This window comes from Lentzea kentuckyensis (assembly GCF_002150765.1).
Taxonomy (GTDB): Bacteria; Actinomycetota; Actinomycetes; order Mycobacteriales; family Pseudonocardiaceae; genus Lentzea; species Lentzea kentuckyensis.
The window spans coordinates 25,280-49,518 of sequence record NZ_MUYM01000055.1; the positions used below are offsets into that span (position 1 = coordinate 25,280).

The following is a 24,239-nucleotide window of genomic DNA, read 5'->3' on the forward strand; positions in this document are numbered from 1 at the left end:
ATGGACCACGAACAGAGGCTTCGGGACTACCTCAAGCGCGCCACCGCTGATCTGCAGACCACGCGGAAGCGGCTGCACGAGCTGGAGGCGGCGGCCACGGAGCCGATCGCGGTGATCGGCATGAGCTGCCGCTATCCCGGAGGGGTGGCCAGTCCAGAAGATCTCTGGCGCATGGTCGTCAACGGCGAGCACGGGATCTCCGCCTTCCCGGCCGGCCGGGGCTGGGACGTCGAAGCCCTGGGCGGATCCGACACGGCGAGTGGTGGCTTCCTGCACGACGCCACCGACTTCGACGCCGACTTCTTCGGCATCTCACCCAGGGAAGCCCTGGCGATGGACCCGCAGCAGCGGGTCGTCCTCGAAGCGGCCTGGGAGGCCTTCGAACGCGCGGGCATCGACCCGAGCTCCGTCAAGGGCAGCCCGACCGGTGTGTTCATGGGCGCGATGGCGCAGGACTATCGCGTCGGCCCGGACGACAACATCGAGGGTTTCGGGCTGACCGGCACCACGAACAGTGTCCTTTCCGGACGGATCTCCTACTCCTTCGGAACCGTGGGCCCGGCGGTCACGATCGACACGGCCTGCTCGTCCTCCCTGGTCGCTCTGCACCTCGCCGCGCAGTCGCTGCGGGGAGGGGAATGTTCGCTCGCGCTGGCCGGCGGTGTCACGGTCATGTCGAGCCCGTCGACCTTCACCGAGTTCACCAAGCAGGGTGGCCTGGCGGTGGACGGGTTCTGCCGTTCCTTCGCCGACTCCGCGAGCGGGACGGGGTGGGCAGAGGGCGTCGGTGTGCTCGTCCTGGAGCGGTTGTCCGACGCCCAGCGCAACGGCCACCAGGTGCTGGCGGTGATCAGGGGATCGGCCGTCAACCAGGACGGTGCGTCCAACGGCCTCACCGCGCCGAACGGACCCTCCCAGCAGCGGGTGATCGAACAGGCCCTGATCAACTCCCGGTTGTCCGCCGGCCAGGTGGACGTGGTCGAGGCGCACGGCACGGCGACGACGCTGGGCGATCCGGTGGAGGCCCAGGCACTCCTCGCGACCTACGGGCAGGCGCATCCCGAGGACCGGCCGCTGCTGCTCGGATCGGTGAAGTCGAACATCAGCCACACGCAGGCGGCGGCAGGCGTGGCGGGCGTGATCAAGATGATCATGTCCATGCGGCACGGTGTCGTGCCCAGGACCCTGCACGTGGACGCGCCCTCGTCCAGGGTCGACTGGACGGCGGGAGCCGTCCGCCTGGTCACCGAGAACGTCACGTGGCCGGAGACGGGAGAACCACGCCGCGCCGCGGTGTCGTCGTTCGGCATCAGTGGCACCAACGCCCATGCCGTCATAGAGCAGGCTCCGGAGACTCCGGCCGAGCCGCTTCCCGCCCGGGAGCCCGGCGCCGTGCCGGTGCTGCTGGCCGGCCGGACGCGCGCCGCGTTGCGGGCACAGGCGGAGCGCCTGCTGTCCACTGTGGACAACGAGCTGACCGACATCGCCTACTCCCTGGCGTGTTCGCGGTCCGCGATGGAATATCGCGCGGCCGTGGTCGCGGCGAACCACGAGGACCTCCAGGCGGGCCTCGCGATGCTGGCCGCGGGTGAACCGGCGGCAGGCCTCGTCGAGGGAGTGACGCTGGGCCGGCCCAAGCTCGCGTTGCTCTTCACCGGGCAGGGCGCCCAGCGCATCGGCATGGGAAAGCAGCTCTACCAGCGATTCCCGGTGTTCGCGCAGGCCCTGGACGAGGTCGTCGCCGAGTTGGACGCGCACCTCGACCAGCCGTTGCTGGACGTGATGTGGGGAGAGGACGCCGAGGCGCTCAGCGACACGGGCTGTGCCCAGCCCGCCCTGTTCGCCGTCGAGGTCGCCCTGTTCAGGCTCGCCGAGTCGTGGGGGGTGAGGCCTGACTTCCTGGTCGGACACTCCATCGGTGAGATCGCCGCCGCGCACGTCGCGGGTGTGTTCTCCCTGGCGGACGCGGCCGTCCTCGTCACCGCGCGGGGACGGCTGATGCGTGCGTTGCCCTCCGGTGGGGCGATGGTCGCGATCCAGGCCACGGAGGCCGAGGTCCTCCCGGTGCTGTCCGGTCAGGTGTCGATCGCCGCGATCAACGGCCCGGAGGCGGTCGTCGTCGCGGGTGACGAGGACGCCGCCGCGGCGGTGGCCGCGCACTTCGCGAACCTGGGACGCAAGACCCGCCGCCTGACCGTGTCGCACGCGTTCCACTCGCCTCTGATGGAGCCGATGCTCGCGGAGTTCCGCCAGGTGGTCGCGAGCCTGTCGCCGCAGGTGCCGCTGATTCCCGTGGTGTCCACGGTGACCGGCGTGCAGGCAACGGCCGATCAGCTGGTCTCGGCCGACTACTGGGTGGACCACGTCCTGCGGACGGTGCGCTTCGCCGACAGCGTCGAGTGGTTGCGCGATCGCGGGATCATCACCTTCCTGGAGATCGGGCCGGACGGCGTCCTTTCCGCTCTCGCCCAGGACTGCGCCGACGGTGTGTCGGCCGTTCCGTTGATGCGCAACGGAAAGGCCGAGCCGGACGCGATCGCCGCCGCGCTGGCGGCCCTGCACGTGCAGGGTGTCCCGGTGCGGTGGGCGAGCTACTTCGAGCCTGCTGCACCCCAGCTCGTCGACCTGCCGACGTATGCCTTCCAGCGCAAGCGGTTCTGGCCGCGGAACGCGTTCGCCGACCTCGGCGATCTGCGCACGGCAGGGCTCGGCGCCGCGCGGCACCCGCTCCTCGCCGCGGCGATCTCCGTGGCCGGATCCGACGGCGTTCTCCTGACCGGCAGGCTCTCGATCGAGTCGCATCCATGGCTCGCGGACCATCTGGTGCGCGGCAGCCTGCTCGTGCCGGGCGCGGCCATGCTGGAGCTCGCGATCCGGGCGGGTGACGAGGTCGGCTGCGACGTCGTCGAAGACCTGACCCTGGCCGTGCCGCTCGTGTTGTCCGAGCAGGGCGGCGTGCAGGTGCAGTTGTGGGTCGGCAGCCCGGACGAGACAGGTCGTCGGCCCCTGACGATCAACTCGCGGCCGGACGACGCGGACGACCAGCCGTGGACCCAGCATGCGAGCGGTGTACTCACGACCGGCGCACCACCTGTCGAGTTCGACGTGCGCGAGTGGCCTCCCGCCGAGGCCGAACCGGTGGCGTTGGACGGGCTGTACGAGGAACTGGCCGATGCCGGGTTCGCCTACGGCCCGGTGTTCCAGGGCCTGCGCGCGGTCTGGCGCCGTGGTGGTGAGGTGTTCGCCGACGTCACGCCGCCTGAGCAGGCCGAGGACGGTGCGTCCTTCGGGATCCACCCGGCACTGCTCGACGCCGCTCTGCACGCGGTGGCCTTCACCGGCGCGGTGACTCCCGGAGCACTGCCGTTCTCGTGGGAAGGTGTCACGCTGCACGCCGCGGGCGCGACCTCGCTGCGGGTGCGGTTGACGAGTGCCGGCGAGAACGCGGTTTCGATCATCGCCGCGGACGAGGCCGGCGGCGTGGTGGCTTCGGTCGACACGCTTCTGCTCCGTGCGGTGGCGGACAACCAGCTGTCGTCCACCAAGGACTCCGGCTTCCGGGTGGACCTGGTTCCGCTGGCCGCCGGCCCCGCGGTCACACCGGTCGCGGTCGTCGGCGGGGACGGGCTCGGCCTCGGGCTCGAACCGCAGGAGGACCTCGCCGGGGTAGCTGACGGAACCGTCCTGGTCACGCTGGAAAGCGGTGCCGACGATGTGATCGGGTCGGCGCACCGTGGTGCGACCTCGGCTTTGGCTCTGGTCCAGCAGTGGCTGGGGGAGGAGCGCGCCGCCGGGTCCCGTCTGGTGTTCGTGACCAGAGGAGGCCTGCCGGACGCCGCGGTGCGCGGTCTGGTGCGGTCGGCGATGTCCGAACATCCCGGCCGGTTCGCGTTGGTGGACCTGGCTTCCGGCGACGCGGAGCCGGAACTGCTCCTTGCGGCACTGGGCACGGACGAGCCCGAGGTCGTGGTGCGGGACGGAGGACTGTTCGCCGCTCGGCTGGCACGGGTCGCGCCGGACATGCCGGGCGATGATCTGGGCTGGGATCCGGACGGCACTGTGTTGATCACGGGTGGTACCGGTGGTCTTGGCCGTGAGGTGGCTCGGCATCTGGTGGTGCGGCACGGGATGCGGCATCTGGTGTTGGTGAGCCGCAGCGGTGTGGCCGACGAGGTCTTCATCGCGGAGCTGGCCGCGCAGGGTGCCGAGGTCTCGGTCGTTGCCTGTGACGTGGCCGATCGCGGCGAGGTCGTGCGGCTGCTTGAGGGTGTGTCGGTTGACCATCCGTTGACGGCGGTGGTGCACGCGGCGGGCGTGCTGGACGACGGTGTGATCGAGTCGTTGTCCGCTGAGCGGGTGGCGGGGGTGTTGCGGCCGAAGGTCGATGCGGCGTGGTTGTTGCATGACCTGACGGCTGGTCTTGGTCTTCGTGGTTTCGTGTTGTTCTCGTCTCTGGCCGGTGTGCTGGGGGCCGCGGGGCAGGCGGGGTACGCGGCCGCGAACGTGTTCGTGGATGAGCTGGCGCGGTACCGGCGTGAGCTGGGGTTGCCCGCGGTGTCGCTGGCCTGGGGGCCGTGGGACACCGGGATGGCCGCTGCCGTGGATCTCGAGCGGATGTCGCGGTCGGGTGTGCCGGCGTTGTCGGTGGAGCAGGGGCTGGCGTTGTTCGACGCCGCTCTGGTCGCCGGCGAGCCGGTGGTGGTGACGGCTCGGCTGGACCTTTCCGCGCTGCGCGCGGGCGGTGACGTCGCGGCCGTGCTGCGGGGCCTGGTTCGTACCCCGGCGCGCCGGGCGGTGTCCGGTGGCGGTGCGTTGGCGAGCCGGTTGTCCGGGCTGTCCGGCGACGAGCGCCGGAACGTGGTCGTGGAACTGGTACGGGCTCAGGTCGCCGCGGTGCTGGGCTACGCGGACGCGGGCGAGGTCGACGCCGCCCGTGCGTTCAAGGACCTCGGGTTCGACTCGCTCACGGCGGTCGAGCTGCGGAACCGGCTGGCCACGGTGGCCGGTGTGCGCCTGCCTGCCACGCTGGTGTTCGACTACCCGACGGTCGAGGCGCTGGCGGGTTTCCTGCTGGAGGAGGCGGCGGGCAGCAGGCCTGTCGGCTTCGTGCCGTCGTCGTTGGCCGCGTCGGACGATCCGATCGTGATCGTGGGGATGGCGTGCCGGTATCCGGGTGGGGTGTCCTCGCCGGAGGACTTGTGGCGGTTGGTGGCTGAGGGCCGGGACGCGGTGTCTGGGTTCCCGGTGAACCGTGGCTGGGACTTGGAGGGTTTGTTCGATCCGGATCCTGATCGCGCGGGGACGTCGTACACGCGGTCTGGCGGGTTCCTGCACGATGCGGGGTTGTTCGATCCCGGGTTCTTCGGGATGTCGCCCCGTGAGGCGTTGGCGACGGACTCGCAGCAGCGGTTGTTGCTGGAGACGTCGTGGGAAGCGGTCGAGCGGGCGGGCATCGACCCGCGGTCGTTGCGGGGCAGCCAGACCGGCGTCTTCGCCGGGGTGATGTACAACGACTACAGCGCTTTGCTGGCCGCTGACGAGTTCGACGGCCTGCGGGGTACCGGTAGCTCGCCGAGCGTGGCGTCGGGCCGGGTGTCCTACGTGCTCGGCTTCGAAGGGCCCGCGGTGTCGGTGGACACGGCGTGTTCGTCTTCGCTGGTGACCGTTCATCTTGCCGCTCAGGCGTTGCGGGCTGGTGAGTGTTCGCTGGCGTTGGCCGGTGGTGTGACGGTGATGTCGACGCCGGGTTCGTTCGTGGAGTTCTCGCGTCAGCGGGGGCTGGCGGCGGATGGGCGGTGCAAGGCGTTCTCGGATCGTGCGGACGGGGTGGGCTGGTCCGAGGGTGTGGGCATGCTGGTGCTGGAGCGGCTGTCCGACGCTCGGCGTCACGGGCACCGGGTTCTGGCTGTGGTGCGTGGTTCGGCGGTGAACCAGGATGGTGCGTCGAATGGGTTGACGGCGCCGAATGGTCCGTCGCAGCAGCGGGTGATCCGTCAGGCGCTGGCCAGTGCGGGGTTGTCCACGTCCGAGGTGGACGTGGTGGAGGCGCACGGAACCGGCACGACGCTGGGTGATCCGATCGAGGCGCAGGCGTTGCTGGCGACCTATGGTCAGGATCGGGATCGGCCGTTGTTGCTGGGGTCGGTGAAGTCGAACCTCGGCCACACCCAGGCGGCGGCGGGTGTCGCCGGGATCATCAAGATGGTGCAGGCGTTGCGCCATGGTGTGGTGCCCCAGACGCTGCACGTCGATGAGCCTTCGTCGCATGTGGACTGGTCGGCTGGCTCGGTGGAGCTGTTGTCGCAGGCCGTTTCCTGGCCGGAGGTGGACCGTCCGCGCCGGGCGGGTGTGTCGTCGTTCGGAATCAGCGGCACGAACGCACACGTGATCCTGGAACAGCCGGAGCTGGAGCCGGCATCGGAGCCGGTGGACGTGCCGGTGGTGCCGTGGGTGGTGTCGGCGAAGTCGGAGTCCGCGCTGGCGGCTCAGGTCGACCGTGTTCGGTCCATTGAGGACTCACGGGTGGATGTGGGCTGGTCGTTGTCGGCCAGGAGTGTTTTCGAGCATCGGGCGGTGTTGCTGGCGTCGGGGGACGGCGTCGTCGAGGTGGCCCGTGGTGTGGCGGCCGGTCAGCGCGTGGCGTTCTTGTTCTCCGGCCAGGGGTCTCAGCTCCTGGGGATGGGACGAAGCCTGTCCGAGCGGTTCCCGGCGTTCGAGGCTGCGCTGGACGAGGTGCTGCGGCGGTTCGACCCGGTTCTGCGTGAGGTGATCTGGGGTGCGGATCAGGATCGTCTGAACCGCACGGAGTTTGCTCAGCCTGCGTTGTTCGCGGTTGAGGTGGCGTTGTTCCGGCTGTTGGATTCGTGGGGTGTTCGCCCCGATTTCGTGGGCGGGCACTCGATCGGCGAGGTGGCCGCTGCGCATGTCGCTGGTGTGTTGTCTCTCGATGACGCCTGCACGCTGGTTGGTGCGCGTGCACGACTGATGCAGGCGTTGCCCGAGGGTGGGGCGATGGTGGCGGTGCAGGCCACTGAGGCCGAGGTCATGCCGCACCTGACGGAGGGTGTGTCGATCGCGGCGGTGAACCGTGCCGATTCGGTGGTGATCGCGGGCGATGTGTCTGCTGTGGATGGTGTGCTGGCGGCGTTTGCCGATCGCAAGTCGTCGCGGTTGCGGGTGTCGCACGCGTTCCATTCGCCGTTGATGGAGCCGATGCTGGCGGAGTTCGCCGAGGTTGTCGGTGGCTTGTCGTTCGGAGAGCCCCGCATCGCGGTGGTGTCGAACGTTACTGGCGCGTTGGTGACCGATGAGCTTGCTGCGCCGGAGTATTGGGTGCGGCATGTTCGGGAGACGGTGCGGTTCGCCGACGGTGTCCAGGCGCTGACCGATGCCGGCGTGACGATGTTCGTGGAGCTGGGGCCGGACGGTGTCCTGTCGGCTCTGGTGGGCGACGTGCCGGCGGTGCCGTTGCTGCGCAAGGAACGCGACGAGGAAACCACACTGCTGACCGCGCTCGGCCGGTTGTACGTCAACGGGGTCGACCTCGACTGGCGGCAGATCGTTCCCGTGGGGCGGCTGGTCGATCTGCCGACCTACGCCTTCGACCACGAGCAGTTCTGGCCCACGGGTGTGGCGTTCGGTGCCAACGCGACGGGGCTGGGGCTGGAGACCGTGCGGCACCCGTTGCTGGGCGCGGCGGTGCCGGTCGCGGGTTCGGACGAGGTGGTGCTGACCGGACGGCTGTCGCTGTCGACGCACCCCTGGCTGGCCGATCACGTCGTCTTCGGTCAGGTCCTGGTGCCGGGTGCGGCGATCGCCGAACTCGCCGTGCGCGCGGGCGACGAGGTCGGCTGCGGCCGCATCGACGAACTGACCATGGTCGCGCCCCTGGTGCTGGCCGACCACACAGCGGTGCAGGTTCAGGTGTGGGTGGGCGTGCCGGAGGACGACGGGCGCCGGGTCGTCCGGGTGCACTCGAGGCTCGATGACGGTGGCGACACCGGCTGGGTCCTGCACGCGAGTGGTGTGCTGACCTCCGACGTGCCCGCACTCGACGCCGGCTTCGCCGCGGTGTGGCCTCCGGCCGGCGCCGAGGAGCTGGAGCTGACCGGGTGCTACGAGGGCCTCGCCGACGCGGGTTTCCGTTACGGTCCGGCCTTCCAGGGCCTGCGCCGAGCCTGGCGCGGCGCCGGCGGGGACCACTTCGCCGAGGTCGTGCTGCCGGACGCCCGGCAGGACGAGGCGGCCGGCTTCGGCGTGCATCCCGCGTTGCTCGACGCGGCCCTGCACGTGCTGATGGTGGACGGCGAGAACGAGAGCCCTGCCGGCCTGCCCTTCTCCTGGGAAGGCCTGTCGCTGCACGCTTCCGGCGCGTCGAGTCTGCGGGTCAGGCTGACCAGGTCGGAAGCCGGGCAGGTGTCGCTGGCCGCGGTCGACGACGCCGGTGCGCCGGTGCTCGGTGTCGACGCGCTGACGTTGCGTCCGGTGACCGCCGACCAGTTCGCCTCTGGCCGGGATGGCCTGTACGAGGTGCAGTGGGTCGCGACGGCGGCGGGCCCGCGCGTCGTGCCGGTCGCTCTGCTCGGGACAGGCCTGGACCTCGATGTCGACGTCTACGAGGAACTGGCGGACGCGCCGGATGGTGTGGTGCTGGCGTCGGTCCCGTGCGACCCGAGCGATGTCGTCGGTACCACCCACCAGGCGGTCGCACAGGTACTGGGGCTGATCCAGGAGTGGCTGGGTCAGGAGCGTTCCGACGGGTCGCGGCTGGTTTTCGTGACGCGTGGCGGGATCGCGGCGGCCGCGGTGCGTGGTCTGGTGCGGTCGGCGACCTCGGAGCATCCCGGGCGGTTCGGGCTGGTGGAACTGGAATCCGGCACGGTGGATCCGGAACAGCTGTTCCAGGCGCTGGGCTCGGGTGAGCCGGAAGTCGTGGTGCGAGAAGGACAGCTGCTGACCGCTCGACTGGTCCAGGCACCGTCCACTTCGGACGACGAGCTGGGCTGGGATCCCGACGGCACCGTGTTGATCACGGGTGGCACCGGTGGTCTCGGCCGGGAAGTGGCTCGGCATCTGGTGGTGCGGCACGGGATGCGGCATCTGGTGCTGGCGAGCCGGAGTGGTGTGGCGGACGAGGAGTTCGTCGCGGAGTTGGCCGCGCAGGGTGCCGAGGTCTCGGTCGTCGCCTGTGACGTGGCCGATCGCGCTGAGGTCCTGGGGTTGCTCGGGGCTGTGCCGGCGGATCATCCGTTGACGGCGATCGTGCACGCGGCAGGTGTGACGGACGACGGCGTGGTGGGGTCGTTGTCGGCGGAGCGGGTGGCGGGGGTGTTGCGGCCGAAGGTCGATGCGGCGTGGTTGTTGCATGACTTGACGGCTGGTCTTGGTCTTCGTGGTTTCGTGTTGTTCTCGTCTTTGGCCGGTGTGCTGGGGGCCGCTGGTCAGGCCAACTACGCGGCCGCGAACGCGTTCCTGGACGAGTTGGCGTGTGTGCGGCGCGGTCTTGGTCTGCCGGCGGTGTCGCTGGCGTGGGGGCCGTGGGACACGGGTATGGCCGCTGCCGTGGATCTCGAGCGGATGTCGCGGTCGGGTGTGCCGGCGTTGTCGGTGGAGCAGGGGCTGGCGTTGTTCGACGCGGCTCTGGTCGCCGGCGAGCCGGTGGTCGTGCCGGTGCGGCTGGACCTGCGCGCGCTGCGATCGCAGGGTGACGTTCCAGGAGTCCTGCGCGGGCTGGTTCGCGCTCCCGCGCGCCGGGCGGTGTCCGGTGGTGGTGAGCTGGCGCGCCGGTTGTCCGGGCTGGCCGAGGACGAGCGCCGGAACGTGGTCGTGGAACTGGTGCGGGCCCAGGTCGCTTCCGTGCTGGGGCACGCCGACTCCGGGTCCGTCGATGTCGCCAAGGCCTTCCAGGAGCTGGGCTTCGACTCGCTGATGTCGGTCGAGCTGCGGAACCGGCTCGCGTCGGGTTCCGGTTTGCGGTTGCCCGCGTCGTTGGTGTTCGACTATCCGACGGTCGAGGCGCTGGCGGGTTTCCTGCTGGAGGAGGTGGCGGGACGCAGGAACGTCGACCTCGTGCCGTCGTCGTTGATCACGTCGGACGATCCGATCGTGATCGTGGGGATGGCGTGCCGGTATCCGGGAGGGGTGTCCTCGCCGGAGGACTTGTGGCGGTTGGTGGTCGAGGGCCGGGACGCGGTGTCGGGGTTCCCGCGCAATCGTGGCTGGGATCTGGAGGGCTTGTTCGATCCGGATCCTGATCACGTCGGGACGTCGTACACGCGGTCGGGCGGCTTCCTGCACGACGCGGGGTTGTTCGATCCGGGCTTTTTCGGGATGTCGCCGCGGGAGGCGCTGGCGACGGACTCCCAGCAGCGCTTGTTGCTGGAGACGTCGTGGGAAGCGATCGAGCGAGCGGGGATCGACCCGGTCTCGTTGCGGGGCAGTCAGACCGGCGTGTTCGCGGGTGTGATGTACAACGACTACGGCGCCTTGCTGGCCAGTGGTGATTTCGAGGGGCATCAGGGGAGTGGGACGGCTCCGAGCATCGCGTCGGGCCGGGTGGCGTATTCGTTGGGGCTTGAGGGTCCGGCGGTGTCGGTGGACACGGCGTGTTCGTCGTCGTTGGTGGCGTTGCATTGGGCGATGCAGGCGTTGCGGGCGGGCGAGTGCTCGTTGGCGCTGGCCGGTGGTGTGACGGTGATGTCGACGCCGGGTTCGTTCGTGGAGTTCTCGCGTCAGCGTGGGTTGTCTCCTGACGGCCGGTGCAAGGCGTACTCGGACCGTGCGGACGGCGTGGGCTGGTCCGAGGGCGTCGGCATGCTGGTGCTGGAACGCTTGTCCGACGCGAAGCGCAACGGGCATCGGGTGCTGGCGGTGGTGCGCGGCAGTGCGGTGAACCAGGACGGTGCGTCCAATGGACTTACCGCGCCGAATGGTCCGTCGCAGCAACGGGTGATCCGGCAGGCACTGGCCAGTGCCGGGCTCCGCACGTCCGACGTGGACGTGGTGGAAGGCCATGGCACGGGGACGACGCTGGGTGATCCGATCGAGGCGCAGGCGTTGCTCGCGACCTACGGTCAGGACCGGGATCGGCCGTTGTTGCTGGGGTCGGTGAAGTCGAACCTCGGTCACACGCAGGCTGCTGCGGGTGTCGCGGGGATCATCAAGATGGTGCAGGCGTTGCGCCACGGTGTGGTGCCGAAGACGCTGCACGCCGACGAGCCTTCGTCGCATGTGGACTGGTCGGCTGGCTCGGTCGAGCTGTTGTCCGACACGGTGTCCTGGCCGGAGGCGGATCGACCGCGCCGTGCGGGTGTCTCGTCGTTCGGGATCAGCGGCACGAACGCGCACGTGATCCTGGAACAGCCCGAGCCGGAGCCGGAATCGGAACCGGTGGACGCACCGGTGGTGCCGTGGGTGATCTCGGCGAAGTCCCCCGAGGCGTTGCGTGGCCAGGCGGCGCACCTGAAGTCCTTTGTGGACAGGGTGCCGGACGTTCGCGACTTCGACGTCGCCTTCTCGCTCGCCACCACCCGATCCCACTTCGAGCACCGGGCCGCGGTGGTGGCGGGTGACCGGGAGTCGCTGACGCGCGCACTCACGGCACTCGCCGAAGGTCTGCCCGGCGCGGGGGTCGTCGAGGCCGAGCGGTTCCCGGCCGGCCGGCTCGCCGTCGTGTTCGCGGGCCAGGGCAGCCAGCGGATCGGCATGGGCCGGGAGCTGGCCCTGCGGTATCCGGTCTTCGCCGACGCTCTCGACACGGTGATCGACGCTCTCGACCGGTTCCTGGACCGGCCGCTGCGCGAGGTGATGTGGGGCGAGGACACCGAACTGCTCGACCAGACGGGATGGGCACAGCCCGCCCTGTTCGCGATCGAGGTCGCGCTGTTCGAACTGGTGCGGTCGTGGGGCGTGCGGCCCGACTACCTCGCCGGTCATTCGATCGGTGAGATCGCGGCCGCGCGGGTCGCGGGCGTGCTGTCGCTCGACGACGCCTGTGCGCTGGTCTGCGCGCGGGCCCGCCTGATGCAGGCCCTGCCGGCGGGCGGCGCGATGGTCGCGGTCCAGGCGAGCGAGGACGAGATCACTCCGCTGCTGACCGAGGGGATCTCGATCGCGGCGGTGAACGGCCCGAGGTCGGTCGTGCTCGCCGGCGACGAGGAACCGGTCCTGGCAGCGGCGGAACAGCTGGAAGCGAGCGGCCGCAAGATCAAGCGCCTGCGGGTGTCCCACGCGTTCCACTCGTCGCGGATGGACCCGATGCTCGCCGAGTTCCGTCAGGTGGTCGAGGAGCTCACGTTCTCCGCGCCGCGGATCCCGCTGGTGTCCGCGCTGACCGGAGCCCTGGCGACCGACGAACAGCTGAGTTCCCCGGAGTACTGGGTCGAGCACGTTCGCGCGACGGTGCGCTTCGCCGGCGGGATCGAGGCGTTGCGCGCGTCGCGGGTGACCACGTTCCTGGAGCTCGGCCCGGACAGCGTGCTGTCCGCCATGATCGCGGACGTCGTCGGCGAGGACGGTGACGCCCTGGCGGTGCCGGTCCTGCGAGCGGATCGCGCGGAGGAGATCGCCGCGGCGACGGCCGTCGCACGGCTGCACGTGGCCGGCGTGCCGGTGGACTGGTCCCGCTTCTTCGCCGGACGCCCCGCTCGTCGCGTCGACCTCCCGACCTACGCCTTCCAGCACGTCGCCTACTGGCCGGAGGCGCCGGCCGAGAGCCTGCGCGGGCAGGAGTCCTTCGCGGACAGCGCCCTGTGGTCGGCGGTCGAAAGCGGCGACCCGGCCGCGCTCGCCTCCCTGCTGCGCCTGCGGGACGGACAGGTCACCTCGCCCGAGTCGTTGCTGACCGCGTTGTCGACCTGGCGCCGGACCGAGCGGGAGCAGTCGCGGCTGGAGTCGTGGCGCTACCAGGTCACCTGGCAGCGGCTGGGCGACGTCACGACGTCGCTCGCCGGCCGATGGCTCGTGGTCAGCGGTGCGGAGACCGATGGGCCCGTAGCGGCGGTGTGCCAGGCGTTGCACACGCACGGTGCGGAGGTCGAGCACGTCGTGCTTGACGACACCCGCGCAGTGAAGGACCAGCTCGCCGCGTTCACCGACCTGTCGGGGATCGTGTCCGTGGTCGCGTTCGACGAACGGCCGAGCACCGCGCACCCCGTGCTCACGGTCGGACTCGCCCGCACGCTGGACCTCGTCCAGGCGGACCTCGGCGCTCCACTGTGGACGGTGACCGGCGGTGCCGTGTCCACCGGGGCGAACGACCACGTGCAGCGTCCTGGACAGGCCGCGGTGTGGGGCTTCGGCCGGACGGCCGCCCTGGAGGTCCCGCAGCGCTGGGGCGGTCTGGTGGACCTGCCGGAGACGCTCGACGAGCAGGCCGCCCGCGGGCTCGTGGCCGCACTCGCCGGACCTGTCGAAGAAGACCAGATCGCGGTTCGCCAGGAGGGTGTGTTCGGCCGGAGGATCACCCGGCGCCGAGCGGTACCCGTGCTCGCGGACGACCTGGTGACCAGCGGAACCGTGCTGGTGACCGGCGGGACCGGCGCGCTCGGCGCCGAGGTCGCCCGTCGCCTGGCCACTGGCGGCACGCGGCACCTGCTGCTGACCAGCCGCCGGGGGCCCGCTGCCCCTGGCGCGGACGAGCTGCGAACCGAGCTGACCGAACTGGGCGCGCGGGTCGACATCGTCGCCTGCGACATCGCGGACCCCGGCCAGGTCGCCGAGTTGCTGGCCGGCTTCGACGTCACCGGTGTCGTGCACACCGCGGGCGTGGCTCATTCCGACCGGCTGGACACCCTGACGCCGGCCGTGTTCGCCGAGGTGATGTCCGCCAAGGTCGCGGGCGCGGTCAACCTCGACGTGCTGCTCGGGGACCGCGAACTGGACATGTTCGTGTTGTTCGGATCCATCGCCGGAGTGTGGGGCAGTGGCGGCCAAAGTGCTTACAGCGCGGCGAACGCCGTGCTGGACGCACTCGCCGAGCACCGGCGTGGTCGCGGTCTCACGGCCACCTCCATCGCCTACGGGCCGTGGGCCGAAGGCGGGATGGGCGCGGACGAACTCGTGTCCGACGACCTGCTCCGCCGTGGTCTTCGCCTGCTGCCGCCGGCGCGGGCCATCTCCGAGTTCGTCGGCGCCGTCCTGCGTCAGGACACCACCATCACGGTGGCCGACGTCGACTGGGAGCGCTACTTCCCGATCTTCACCGCGGTCCGGCGCAGTGCGCTGTTCAGCGAGCTGCCCGAGGTCCTCGCCCCCGCCGGTGCCACGGCGCGGGGCGAGGGCCCTGCCGGGGAACTGGCCGGCCGGCTGGCCGGTCTCGCGGAGGCGGACCGGCTCCGGCTCCTGGTCGACCTGGTGCGTGCCGAGGCGGCCGCGGTGCTCGGGTACGGCTCGGTCGACGAAGTGCCCGCCGAGCGGGCGTTCCGCGACATCGGTTTCGACTCCCTGACTGCGGTCGAACTGCGCGGGCGCCTGGCGGCCACGACCGGGCTCACCCTGCCCACCACCATGGTCTTCGACTACCCGAGCGCGGCGGCGCTGGCCGAGTACGTCCTGGGCGAGCTCCTCGGCGCGGGTGCGGGGGAGTCCGGCGGACCCGGCACCGGTGCGGCCCTCGCCGACGACCCCATCGTGATCGTCGGCATGGGCTGCCGGTTCCCCGGCGGGGCCGGCTCTCCCGAGGAGTTCTGGGACCTGGTCTCCTCGGGTGGCGACGCCATCACGTCGTTCCCGGCCGACCGCGGCTGGGACGCCACCGCGCTGTACGACCCCGACCCCGACCACGCGGGCACGACCTACTCGACCCAGGGCGGTTTCCTGCACGACGCGGGCGAGTTCGATCCCGGCTTCTTCGGGATCTCCCCGCGCGAGGCACTGGCGATGGATCCCCAGCAACGCCTGCTGCTGGAGACCACCTGGGAGGCCTTCGAGCGCGCGGGAATCGATCCCGCGACCCTGCGCGGCAGCCGGACCGGCGCCTTCGTCGGTTCGTCGTACCAGGACTACGGCAGTGGCGCCGCGGACGGTTCCGAAGGCCACATGGTCACCGGCACCAGCCCGAGCGTGCTGTCGGGACGGCTGTCGTACGTGTTCGGGCTCGAGGGCCCGGCCGTCACGGTCGACACGGCGTGCTCCTCGTCGCTCGTGGCCCTGCACCTGGCCTGCAACTCGCTCGCCAGCGGCGAAAGCACTCTCGCCGTCGCCGCGGGAGCCACGGTGATGCCGCTTCCCAACGGCTTCATCGCGTTCAGCAGGCAGCGGGCGCTCGCCAGGGACGGCCGCTGCAAGGCGTTCTCCGACACGGCCGACGGCATGACGCTCGCCGAGGGCGTCGGGGCCGTCGTGCTGGAGCGGCTGTCCGACGCGCGCCGCAACGGACATCCCGTGCTGGGCATCGTGCGCGGCAGCGCGGTGAACCAGGACGGCGCGTCCAACGGGCTCACCGCACCGAACGGGCCCGCACAGCAGCGGGTGATCCGCCAGGCGCTGGCCAACGCCGGGCTCGCTCCGTCCGATGTGGACGCCATCGAGGCGCACGGCACCGGCACTCCTCTCGGGGACCCGATCGAGGCCCAGGCGCTGCTGGCGACCTACGGCAGGGACCGGGATCCGGCACGGCCGCTGCTGGTCGGTTCGGTGAAGTCGAACATCGGGCACACGCAGTCCGCCGCGGGTATCGCCAGCCTGATCAAGATGGTGCTGGCGATGCGCCGCGGTGTCCTGCCCGCGACCCTGCACGTGGACACACCTTCGTCGCATGTGGACTGGTCGTCCGGTGCCCTGGAGCTGTTGACCCAGAGCACGGAGTGGCCGGAGACCGGCAGGCCACGGCGCGCCGCGGTGTCCTCGTTCGGCGTCAGCGGTACCAACGCGCACGTGGTGCTGGAGGCGGTGCCGGCCCCCGAACCCGCCGGCGTCGCCACGGCTGACCTCCCGGTGGTGCCGTGGATCCTGTCGGCGCGGGGTGAGGCGGCGCTGCGCGCCCAGGCCGAGCGGCTTCGCTCGGTCCAGGACGCGCGTCCCGTCGACATCGGTGCCGAGCTGGTGCGTTCTCGTTCGGTGTTCGAGCACCGGGCCGTGGTGCTGGGCGCGGACCAGGCCGAGTTGTCCTCCGGACTCGCCGAGCTGGCCGCGAACGCGTCGTCGGCAGCGGTGGTGACGGGCGTGGCCGATGTCGACGGCAAGGTCGTGTTCGTGTTCCCCGGCCAGGGCGCGCAGTGGGCCGGCATGGGGGCGAGGCTCCTGGAGGAGTCCCCGGTCTTCGCCGAGCGGCTGGCCCAGTGCGCGGACGCGCTGGCACCGTTCGTCGACTGGTCGTTGGTCGACGTGGTCCGTGGCGCGGAAGGCGCGCCTTCGCTGGACCGGGTGGACGTCGTGCAGCCCGCGTCGTTCGCGATGATGGTGTCGCTCGCCGAGGTGTGGCGCTCGTACGGTGTCGTTCCGGACGCCGTGATCGGGCACTCGCAGGGAGAGATCGCCGCCGCCTGCGTGTCCGGCGCGTTGCCGCTGGCGGACGCGGCCATGGTCGTGGCACTGCGCAGCCAGGCCATCGCCCGCACGCTGGCCGGCCGGGGTGCGATGGTGTCGGTGGCCCTGCCGGTCGCCGAGATCGAACCCCTGCTCCAGGAATGGGACGGACAGGTGTCCGTGGCGGCCGTGAACGGGCCGCGCGCGGTGGTCGTGTCCGGTGTGCCAGAGGCACTGGAGGCGTTGGTCGAACGGCTGACGGCCGACGGTGTGCGGGCGAAGCGGATCGCGGTGGACTACGCCTCGCACTCCGCCCAGGTCGAGGATCTCGAAGCAGAGCTGCTGCGCGATCTGGCGCCGGTGACGCTCGGCATTCCCGAGATCCCGTTCCTGTCCACCGTCACCGGGGAATGGCTCACCGGTGCGGAGCTGGACGCCGGGTACTGGTACCGCAACCTCCGGCAGACCGTGGAGTTCGAACCCGCGATCCGCAAGCTGCTCGACGACCGGTTCCGGGTGTTCGTCGAGGTGAGCTCGCACCCCGTGCTGACGGTGGGCGTGCAGGACGTCGTGGACGACGCGGGCGTGCGGACGGTGGTGAGCGGAACCCTGCGTCGTGACCAGGGCGGGCTCTCCCGGGTCGTCGCGTCGGCCGCGGAGGTCTTCGTCCGAGGCGTGCCGGTCGACTGGGCGGTCCTGTTCGAGGCGGCCGGTGCGAACCGGGTCGACCTGCCGACCTACGCGTTCCAGCACGAACATCTCTGGGCGGTTCCGCAGTTCTTCGAACCGGCCGCGGCGGCCGACCCCGCCGACGCGGAGTTCTGGACGGCGGTGGACGAGCAGAACGTCGAAATGCTCGCGTCGAGCCTGCACGTCGACGAAAAGGCTCTGGCCGCGGTGCTTCCCGCGCTGTCGACGTGGCGCAGGCAGCGGGCCGATCGCTCCACTGTGGACTCCTGGCGGTATCGGGTCCAGTGGGCGCCGGTCACCGCACGGCCGTCCGGGTCGCTGACCGGGACCTGGCTCGTGGTGTCCGCTGACGACGGTGACGACCTGGTCGCCCACCTGGTCTCGCTGGGCGCCGACGTGCGCCGGGTCGTCGCCGACCCGTCCTGCCTCGACCCGGCCGTGCTGGCGGACCGGCTGGGCGACCTGTCCGGCCTGACCGGCATCGTGTCCACCCTGGCGTCGGCCGAGCAGCCGAGTGAGGCATGGCCGGCCCTGCCGCTGGGGCTCGCGCTCACCGTCACGCTCGTGCGGGCGCTGGAGGGCGTCGAGGCTCCGCTGTGGCTGCTCACCAGAGCAGCGGTGTCGACCGGCCGGTCCGACCTGATCACCAGCCCGCTCCAGGCCATGGTGCACGGGCTGGGGTGGACGGCCGCGCTGGAACACCCCGACCGCTGGGGCGGCGTGGTGGACCTCCCCGAGGTGCTCGACGACCGTGCGGCACAACGACTCGCGGCCGTGCTGTCCGGCGCGACGAACGAGGACCAGGTCGCCATCCGGGCCTCCGGCACGTTCGTCCGCCGGATCGTGCCCGCGGAACCCGGTCCCGACGCGGCCGCCCGCGAGTGGAAGCCCAGGGGCACCACCCTGGTCACCGGTGGCACCGGGACGCTCGGCAGGCACCTGGCCCGCTGGCTGGCCGGGCAGGGTGCCGAGCACCTCGTGCTGACCAACCGCAGCGGACTGGCCGCCGACGGTGCGCCCGAGCTGGTCGCCGAACTGGCGGAGCTGGGAACCACGGCCGAGGTGGCCGCCTGCGACATCGCCGATCGTGCGGCGGTGGCGGCGCTGATCGACCGGCTCGCGGGTGACGGGCACGTGATCCGCAACGTGGTGCACACCGCCGCCGTGATCGAACTGCATTCGCTCGCGGACACCACCCTGGACGCCTTCGCGGAGGTGCTGAACGCGAAGGTGACCGGTGCCCGCAACCTCGACGAGCTGATCGGCGAGGACCTCGACGCCTTCGTGCTCTACTCGTCCACCGCGGGCATGTGGGGCAGTGGTCAGCACGCGGCCTACGTCGCCGGCAACGCGTTCCTCAGCGCGCTCGCGGCGAACCGGAGGGCGCGGGGACTGCGCGCCACGGCGGTGTCGTGGGGCATCTGGGCCGACGACATGGAACTCGGCCGGGTCGACCCGAACCAGATCCTCCGCAGCGGACTCGTGTTCATGGATCCGCAGCTCGCGCTCAGCGGCCTGCGGCAGGCTCTCGACGCCGACGAGACCGTGCTGGCGATCGCCGACATCGACTGGGAGCGGTACTACCCGGTCTACACGTCGGCCCGGCAGACGCCGCTGTTCGACGAGATCCCCGCGGTCCGCAAGCTGGCGGAGGACGCCGAACGGGCGGTCGCGGACGACAGCGGGTTCGCGGCCACCCTGCGGAGCCTGCCGGCGGTCGAACAACGACGCGCGCTGCTGAGCCTGGTCCGCACGGAGGCGGCGACGGTCCTCGGGTTCACCTCCGGAGACGCGCTGGCCGAGGACCGCGCGTTCCGCGACGTCGGGTTCGACTCGCTGACGGCGGTGGACCTGCGCAACCGGCTCACGGCCGCCACCGGCCTGAAACTGCCGGCCACCCTGGTCTTCGACCACCCCAACCCCTTGGCACTGACGGACTTCCTGCTCGCGGAGATCGCCGGTGTGGCGGTCGAGGTGACCGGTCCGGTGATCACCGGCGACACCTCCGGCGAACCGATCGCGATCATCGGGATGGCCTGCCGCTACCCCGGTGGCGTCGCCTCGCCGGACGACCTCTGGAACCTCGTGCTCGACGGCGGGGACGCGATTTCCGGGTTCCCGGCCGACCGCGGCTGGGACGCCGCCGCGATCTACGACGCCGATCCGGACCAGGCGGGCAAGAGCTACTCGGTGCAGGGCGGCTTCCTGCACGACGTCGCCGGGTTCGATCCGGCGTTCTTCGGGATCTCTCCCAGGGAGGCCCTGGCGATGGACCCGCAGCAGCGCCTGCTGCTGGAGACCGCCTGGGAGGCCTTCGAACGCGCGGGCATCGATCCGCGATCCGCCCGCGGCAGCCTGACCGGGACCTTCATCGGTGCGAGTTACCAGGACTACGGCTCGGCGGTCCCGAACGCCGCGGAGGGGTCGGAAGGCCACGCGGTCACGGGCACGCTGTCCAGCATCCTCTCCGGACGGATCTCCTACCTGTTCGGCCTGGAGGGACCGGCGGTCACCCTCGACACGGCGTGTTCGTCCTCGCTGGTCGCGATGCACCTGGCGTGCCAGTCGCTGCGTGACGGCGAAAGCTCCCTCACGCTGGCCGGTGGGGTGAGCGTGATGTCCACGCCTGCCGCCTTCATCGGGTTCAGCAGGCAGCGCGCGCTCGCGGTGGACGGCCGCTGCAAGGCGTACTCCGACGCGGCCGACGGCATGACGCTCGCCGAGGGCGTCGGAATCGTGCTGCTGGAACGTCTTTCGGACGCCCAGCGCAACGGTCACCCGGTGCTGGCGGTGATCCGCGGTTCGGCGATCAACCAGGACGGCGCCTCGAACGGCATGACGGCGCCGAGCGGCCCGTCGCAACAGCGCGTGATCCGGCAGGCCCTGGCCAACGCCGGGGTGCGCGCCGCCGAGGTCGACGCGGTGGAAGGACACGGCACCGGCACCGCGCTGGGCGACCCCATCGAGGCGCAGGCCCTGCTGACGACCTACGGCCAGGACAGGGAACACCCGCTCCTGCTCGGGTCCGTCAAGTCCAACATCGGCCACACCCAGATGGCGTCCGGCGTCGCGAGCGTGATCAAGATGGTGCAGGCGCTCCGGCACGGAGTCCTGCCCAGGACGCTGCACGTCACCCAGCCGTCGTCCCACGTGGACTGGACGGCGGGGTCGATCCGGCTGCTGACCGAACCGGTGTCCTGGCCTGAGCACGGGCATCCGCGCCGGGCGGGCATCTCCTCGTTCGGCCTCAGCGGGACGAACGCCCACATGGTCGTCGAAGCGGCTCCGGCCACCGAGGTGCACGAGGCGCCACCGGCGTCCGGGCTCGTGCCCGTGGTCCTGTCGGCGCGCAACGACCAGGCGTTGCTGGCGTACGCGGAGCGGATGCTGGCCGCGGTGACGGCCGAGCCCGCGCCGAACCTGACCGACCTCGCGTTCTCGCTGGCGACCACCCGATCGAGCTTCGACCGCCGCGTGGCCGTGCTGGCGAAGGACACCGAGGAACTGGTGGCGGCCCTCACGGCACTCCGCCAGGGCGGCTCGCTGCCCCGCACCGTGATCGACGCCGAGACGAAGGCGGGCACCGCGGCGTTCCTGTTCACCGGCCAGGGCAGCCAGCGGGCCGGGATGGGAAGCGGTCTCTACCAACGGTTCCCGGTGTTCGCCGACGCGCTGGACGAGGTGCTGGCCAGGTTCGACACGGAGCTCGACCGGCCGCTGCGGGAACTGATGTTCGCCGCGGAGGACAGCCAGGAGGCCACCCTCCTGCACGAGACGGGGTACACGCAGCCGGCCCTGTTCGCGATCGAGGTCGCGCTGTACCGGCTGGTCGAGTCGTGGGGCCTGACGCCCGGCTATCTCGCGGGGCACTCGATCGGCGAGCTCGTCGCCGCCCACGTCGCGGGCGTGTTCACGCTCGACGACGCGTGCCGGCTCGTGGCGGCGCGCGGACGACTCATGCAGGCGCTGCCGTCCGGTGGTGCCATGGTCGCCGTCGAGGCCACCGAGGACGACGTGCTGGCGCAGCTCGCCGGTCACGAGGCCGACGTCTCGATCGCGGCGGTGAACGGACCGCGGGCCGTGGTGATCTCGGGCGTGGAGCAGACCGTGCTGGACATCGCCGGCCGGTTCGACGCCCTCGGGCACCGCACCCGCAGGCTGCGGGTGAGCCATGCCTTCCACTCGCCGCTGATGGACGGGATGCTCGACGAGTTCCGGAAAGTCGCCGAGCGGATCTCCTACCGGCGCCCCGAGATTCCCTTCGTCTCCAACGTGACCGGTGCGCTGGCGGAGGCGGACCAGGTCTGCACCGCGGAGTACTGGGTGGAGCACGTGCGGCGCGCGGTTCGTTTCGCCGACGGCGTCACGTGCCTGAGCTCGCTCGGCGTGCGGGCGTTCCTGGAGATCGGGCCGGACGGCGTGCTGACCGGCATGGCGCCGGAGGCCGGCGTGCTGCCCGTCCTGCGCCGGGGCCGCGACGAGGTCGAAACGATCGTGCGGGCCGTCTCGGCCTGGCACGCCGGCGGCCAGACCGTGGACTGGCGCGCGTACTTCGCGGACTCCGGTGCGCGGCGGGTCGACCTTCCGACGTATCCGTTCCAGAACGAGAGGTTCTGGCCGGAGGCCGGACCGGAGACGGTGTCCGGCGGCGGGGACGACGACGGCTTCTGGGCGGCGGTGGAACACGGCGACATCGAGTCGCTGACGTCCTCGCTCGGCCTTCCCGGCGACACCGTGAGCGCCATGGTGCCCGCGTTGTCGGCGTGGCGGCGGACCCGGCGCGATCAGTCTGTTGTGGACGGTTGGCGGTACGAGGTCTCGTGGGTCCCGGCCACGGGTAACGGCGCGGTCCTCGGCGGCACCCTGCTGCTGCTCGTCCCGGCGGGAGCCGCGGACGACTGGCAGGAGGCCGTCGTCCGGGGTGCGGGTGCGGACGTCGTCCGCGTCGAGGTGCCGTGCGTGGATCGTGCCGAGTTCGCCGAGCTGCTGCGCGAGTACACCGGTGAGCGGTTCGCCGGGGTGCTGTCGCTGCTGGCCGTCCAGGACGGTGACCTGCCCGGTCATCCGGGCGTGCCCGCGGGACTGGCGATGACCGGGCTGGCCGTCCAGGCACTGGGCGACGCGGGAATCGCCGCCCCGATCTGGTGCGTCACCCGCGGTGCTCTCGCCGTGGGCCGATCCGACCGGGTGCTCGCGCCGGTCCAGGCGGGAGTGTGGGGCCTCGGCCGGGTGGTGGCCCTGGAACAGCCCGGACGCTGGGGCGGACTGGTCGATCTGCCGGAGGTGCTCGAGCACCGCACCGCGCAACGGCTGAGCGGAGTTCTCGGCGGCCGGGAGGATCAGGTCGCGGTGCGGGACTCCGGGGTCTTCGTCCGCCGGCTGTCGCACGCCAGGCCCGCCGCGCGTGCGGCGGCCGGGGAGTTCCGGCCCACCGGCACGGTGCTGGTCACCGGCGGTACCGGCGCCCTCGGTGGGCACGTCGCCCGCTGGCTGGCCCGCGAAGGCGCCGAACATCTGCTGCTGACCAGCAGGCGCGGACCGGACGCACCGGGCGTGGACGTGCTGCGCCACGAGCTGACCGAGCTCGGCGCCGAGGTCACCGTGGTGGCCTGCGACGTCGCGGACCGGGACGCGCTGGCCCGCGTGCTCGCCGACATCCCCGCGAAGTTCCCGCTCTCCGCGGTCTTCCACACGGCCGGCGTGATCCAGGACGGCCTGGTCGAGGACCTGACGCCGGAGTCGTTGTCCACCGTGCTGCGCGCCAAGGCGACCGCGGTGACCAACCTGCACGACCTGACCTCCGGCCTGGAGCTGTCCGCGTTCGTGACGTTCTCCTCCACGGCCGGGGTCATCGGCGCGGCCGGACAGGGCAACTACGCGGCGGCCAACGCCTTCCTGGACGCCTTCACCGAGCACCGCAGGTCCCTCGGCCTGCCGTCGACCTCGGTGGCGTGGGGTCCGTGGGCCGACGCGGGCATGGTCGACGTCTCGGGGGTGGAGAGCAGGCTGCGCCGGGCCGGGTTCGAGTCGATGCGACCCGAGCCGGCGATCACCGCGCTGCGGCAGGCGATCGAGGGCGGTGACGCGGTCCTGATGGTCGCCGACGTCGACTGGACCAGGTTCTCGTCGGCGTTCGCGGACCTGCCACTGATCGCCGATCTTCCGGAGGTCCGGGCGTCGCACCGCGCGAAACCCGTGGCCCAGGCAGAACACGACCTGGCAGCCCTGCCCGCGGCCGAACGTTCGCGGCGGATGCTGGACCTGGTGCGCACGCACGTCGCGGCCGTCCTCGGCCACGCCGGCGCGGACACGGTCACCGCGAACCAGCCGTTCCAGGAGCTGGGCTTCGACTCGCTGACCTCGCTGGAGCTGCGCAACGCGCTGGCGGGCACGACCGGGCTGACCCTGCCCGCGTCCCTGGTGTTCGACTACCCGACACCCGCCGCGATGGCCGAGTTCCTGCTGTCCGAACTGCTCGGCGGCCTGGACGGGCCCGCGGGCGAGCTGCCCGCGACCCGCCCGGCCGACGACGACCCGATCGCGATCGTCGGAATCGGCTGCCGGTTCCCCGGCGGGGCCGACTCACCGGAGGAGCTGTGGCGGCTGCTGGCCGAGGCGAGGGACGGGATCTCGGCGTTCCCCGACGACCGCGGCTGGGATCTCGCCGGACTGGCGAGCGGGTACTCCGCCACGGGGGAGAGCGGCTTCCTGGCCGGCGTGGCCGACTTCGACGCAAGCTTCTTCGGCGTCTCACCACGTGAGGCGCTGGCGATGGACCCGCAGCAGCGACTGTTGCTGGAAACCTCCTGGGAGGCACTGGAACGCGCGGGGATCGATCCGTCCGGGCTGCGGGGCAGCCAGACAGGTGTCTTCATCGGCACCAACGGACAGGACTACGCCGAACTCCTCGTCGGCAGCGGGGCCGAGGTCCAGGGCTATGTGGCCACCGGCAACACCGCGAGTGTGTTGTCCGGCAGGCTTTCCTACACCCTCGGGCTGGAAGGCCCGGCCGTCACCGTCGACACGGCGTGCTCCTCGGCACTGGTCGCCCTGCACTGGGCCACCCGCGCGCTGCGCGGCGGCGA

The 24,239-nt window shown here is 71.4% G+C and carries 1 protein-coding gene (cut by a window edge); it reads left to right on the plus strand.

Annotation, left to right across the window (positions count from 1 at the left end; all coding sequences use genetic code 11):
- Positions 1-24,239, plus strand: the 5' portion of a protein-coding gene (locus B0F77_RS24995; RefSeq protein WP_086665417.1) for a type I polyketide synthase. 8,134 nt of this gene lie beyond the right edge of the window; the window shows 24,239 of its 32,373 coding nt (coding positions 1-24,239); its start codon is at positions 1-3; its stop codon lies off the right edge, out of view.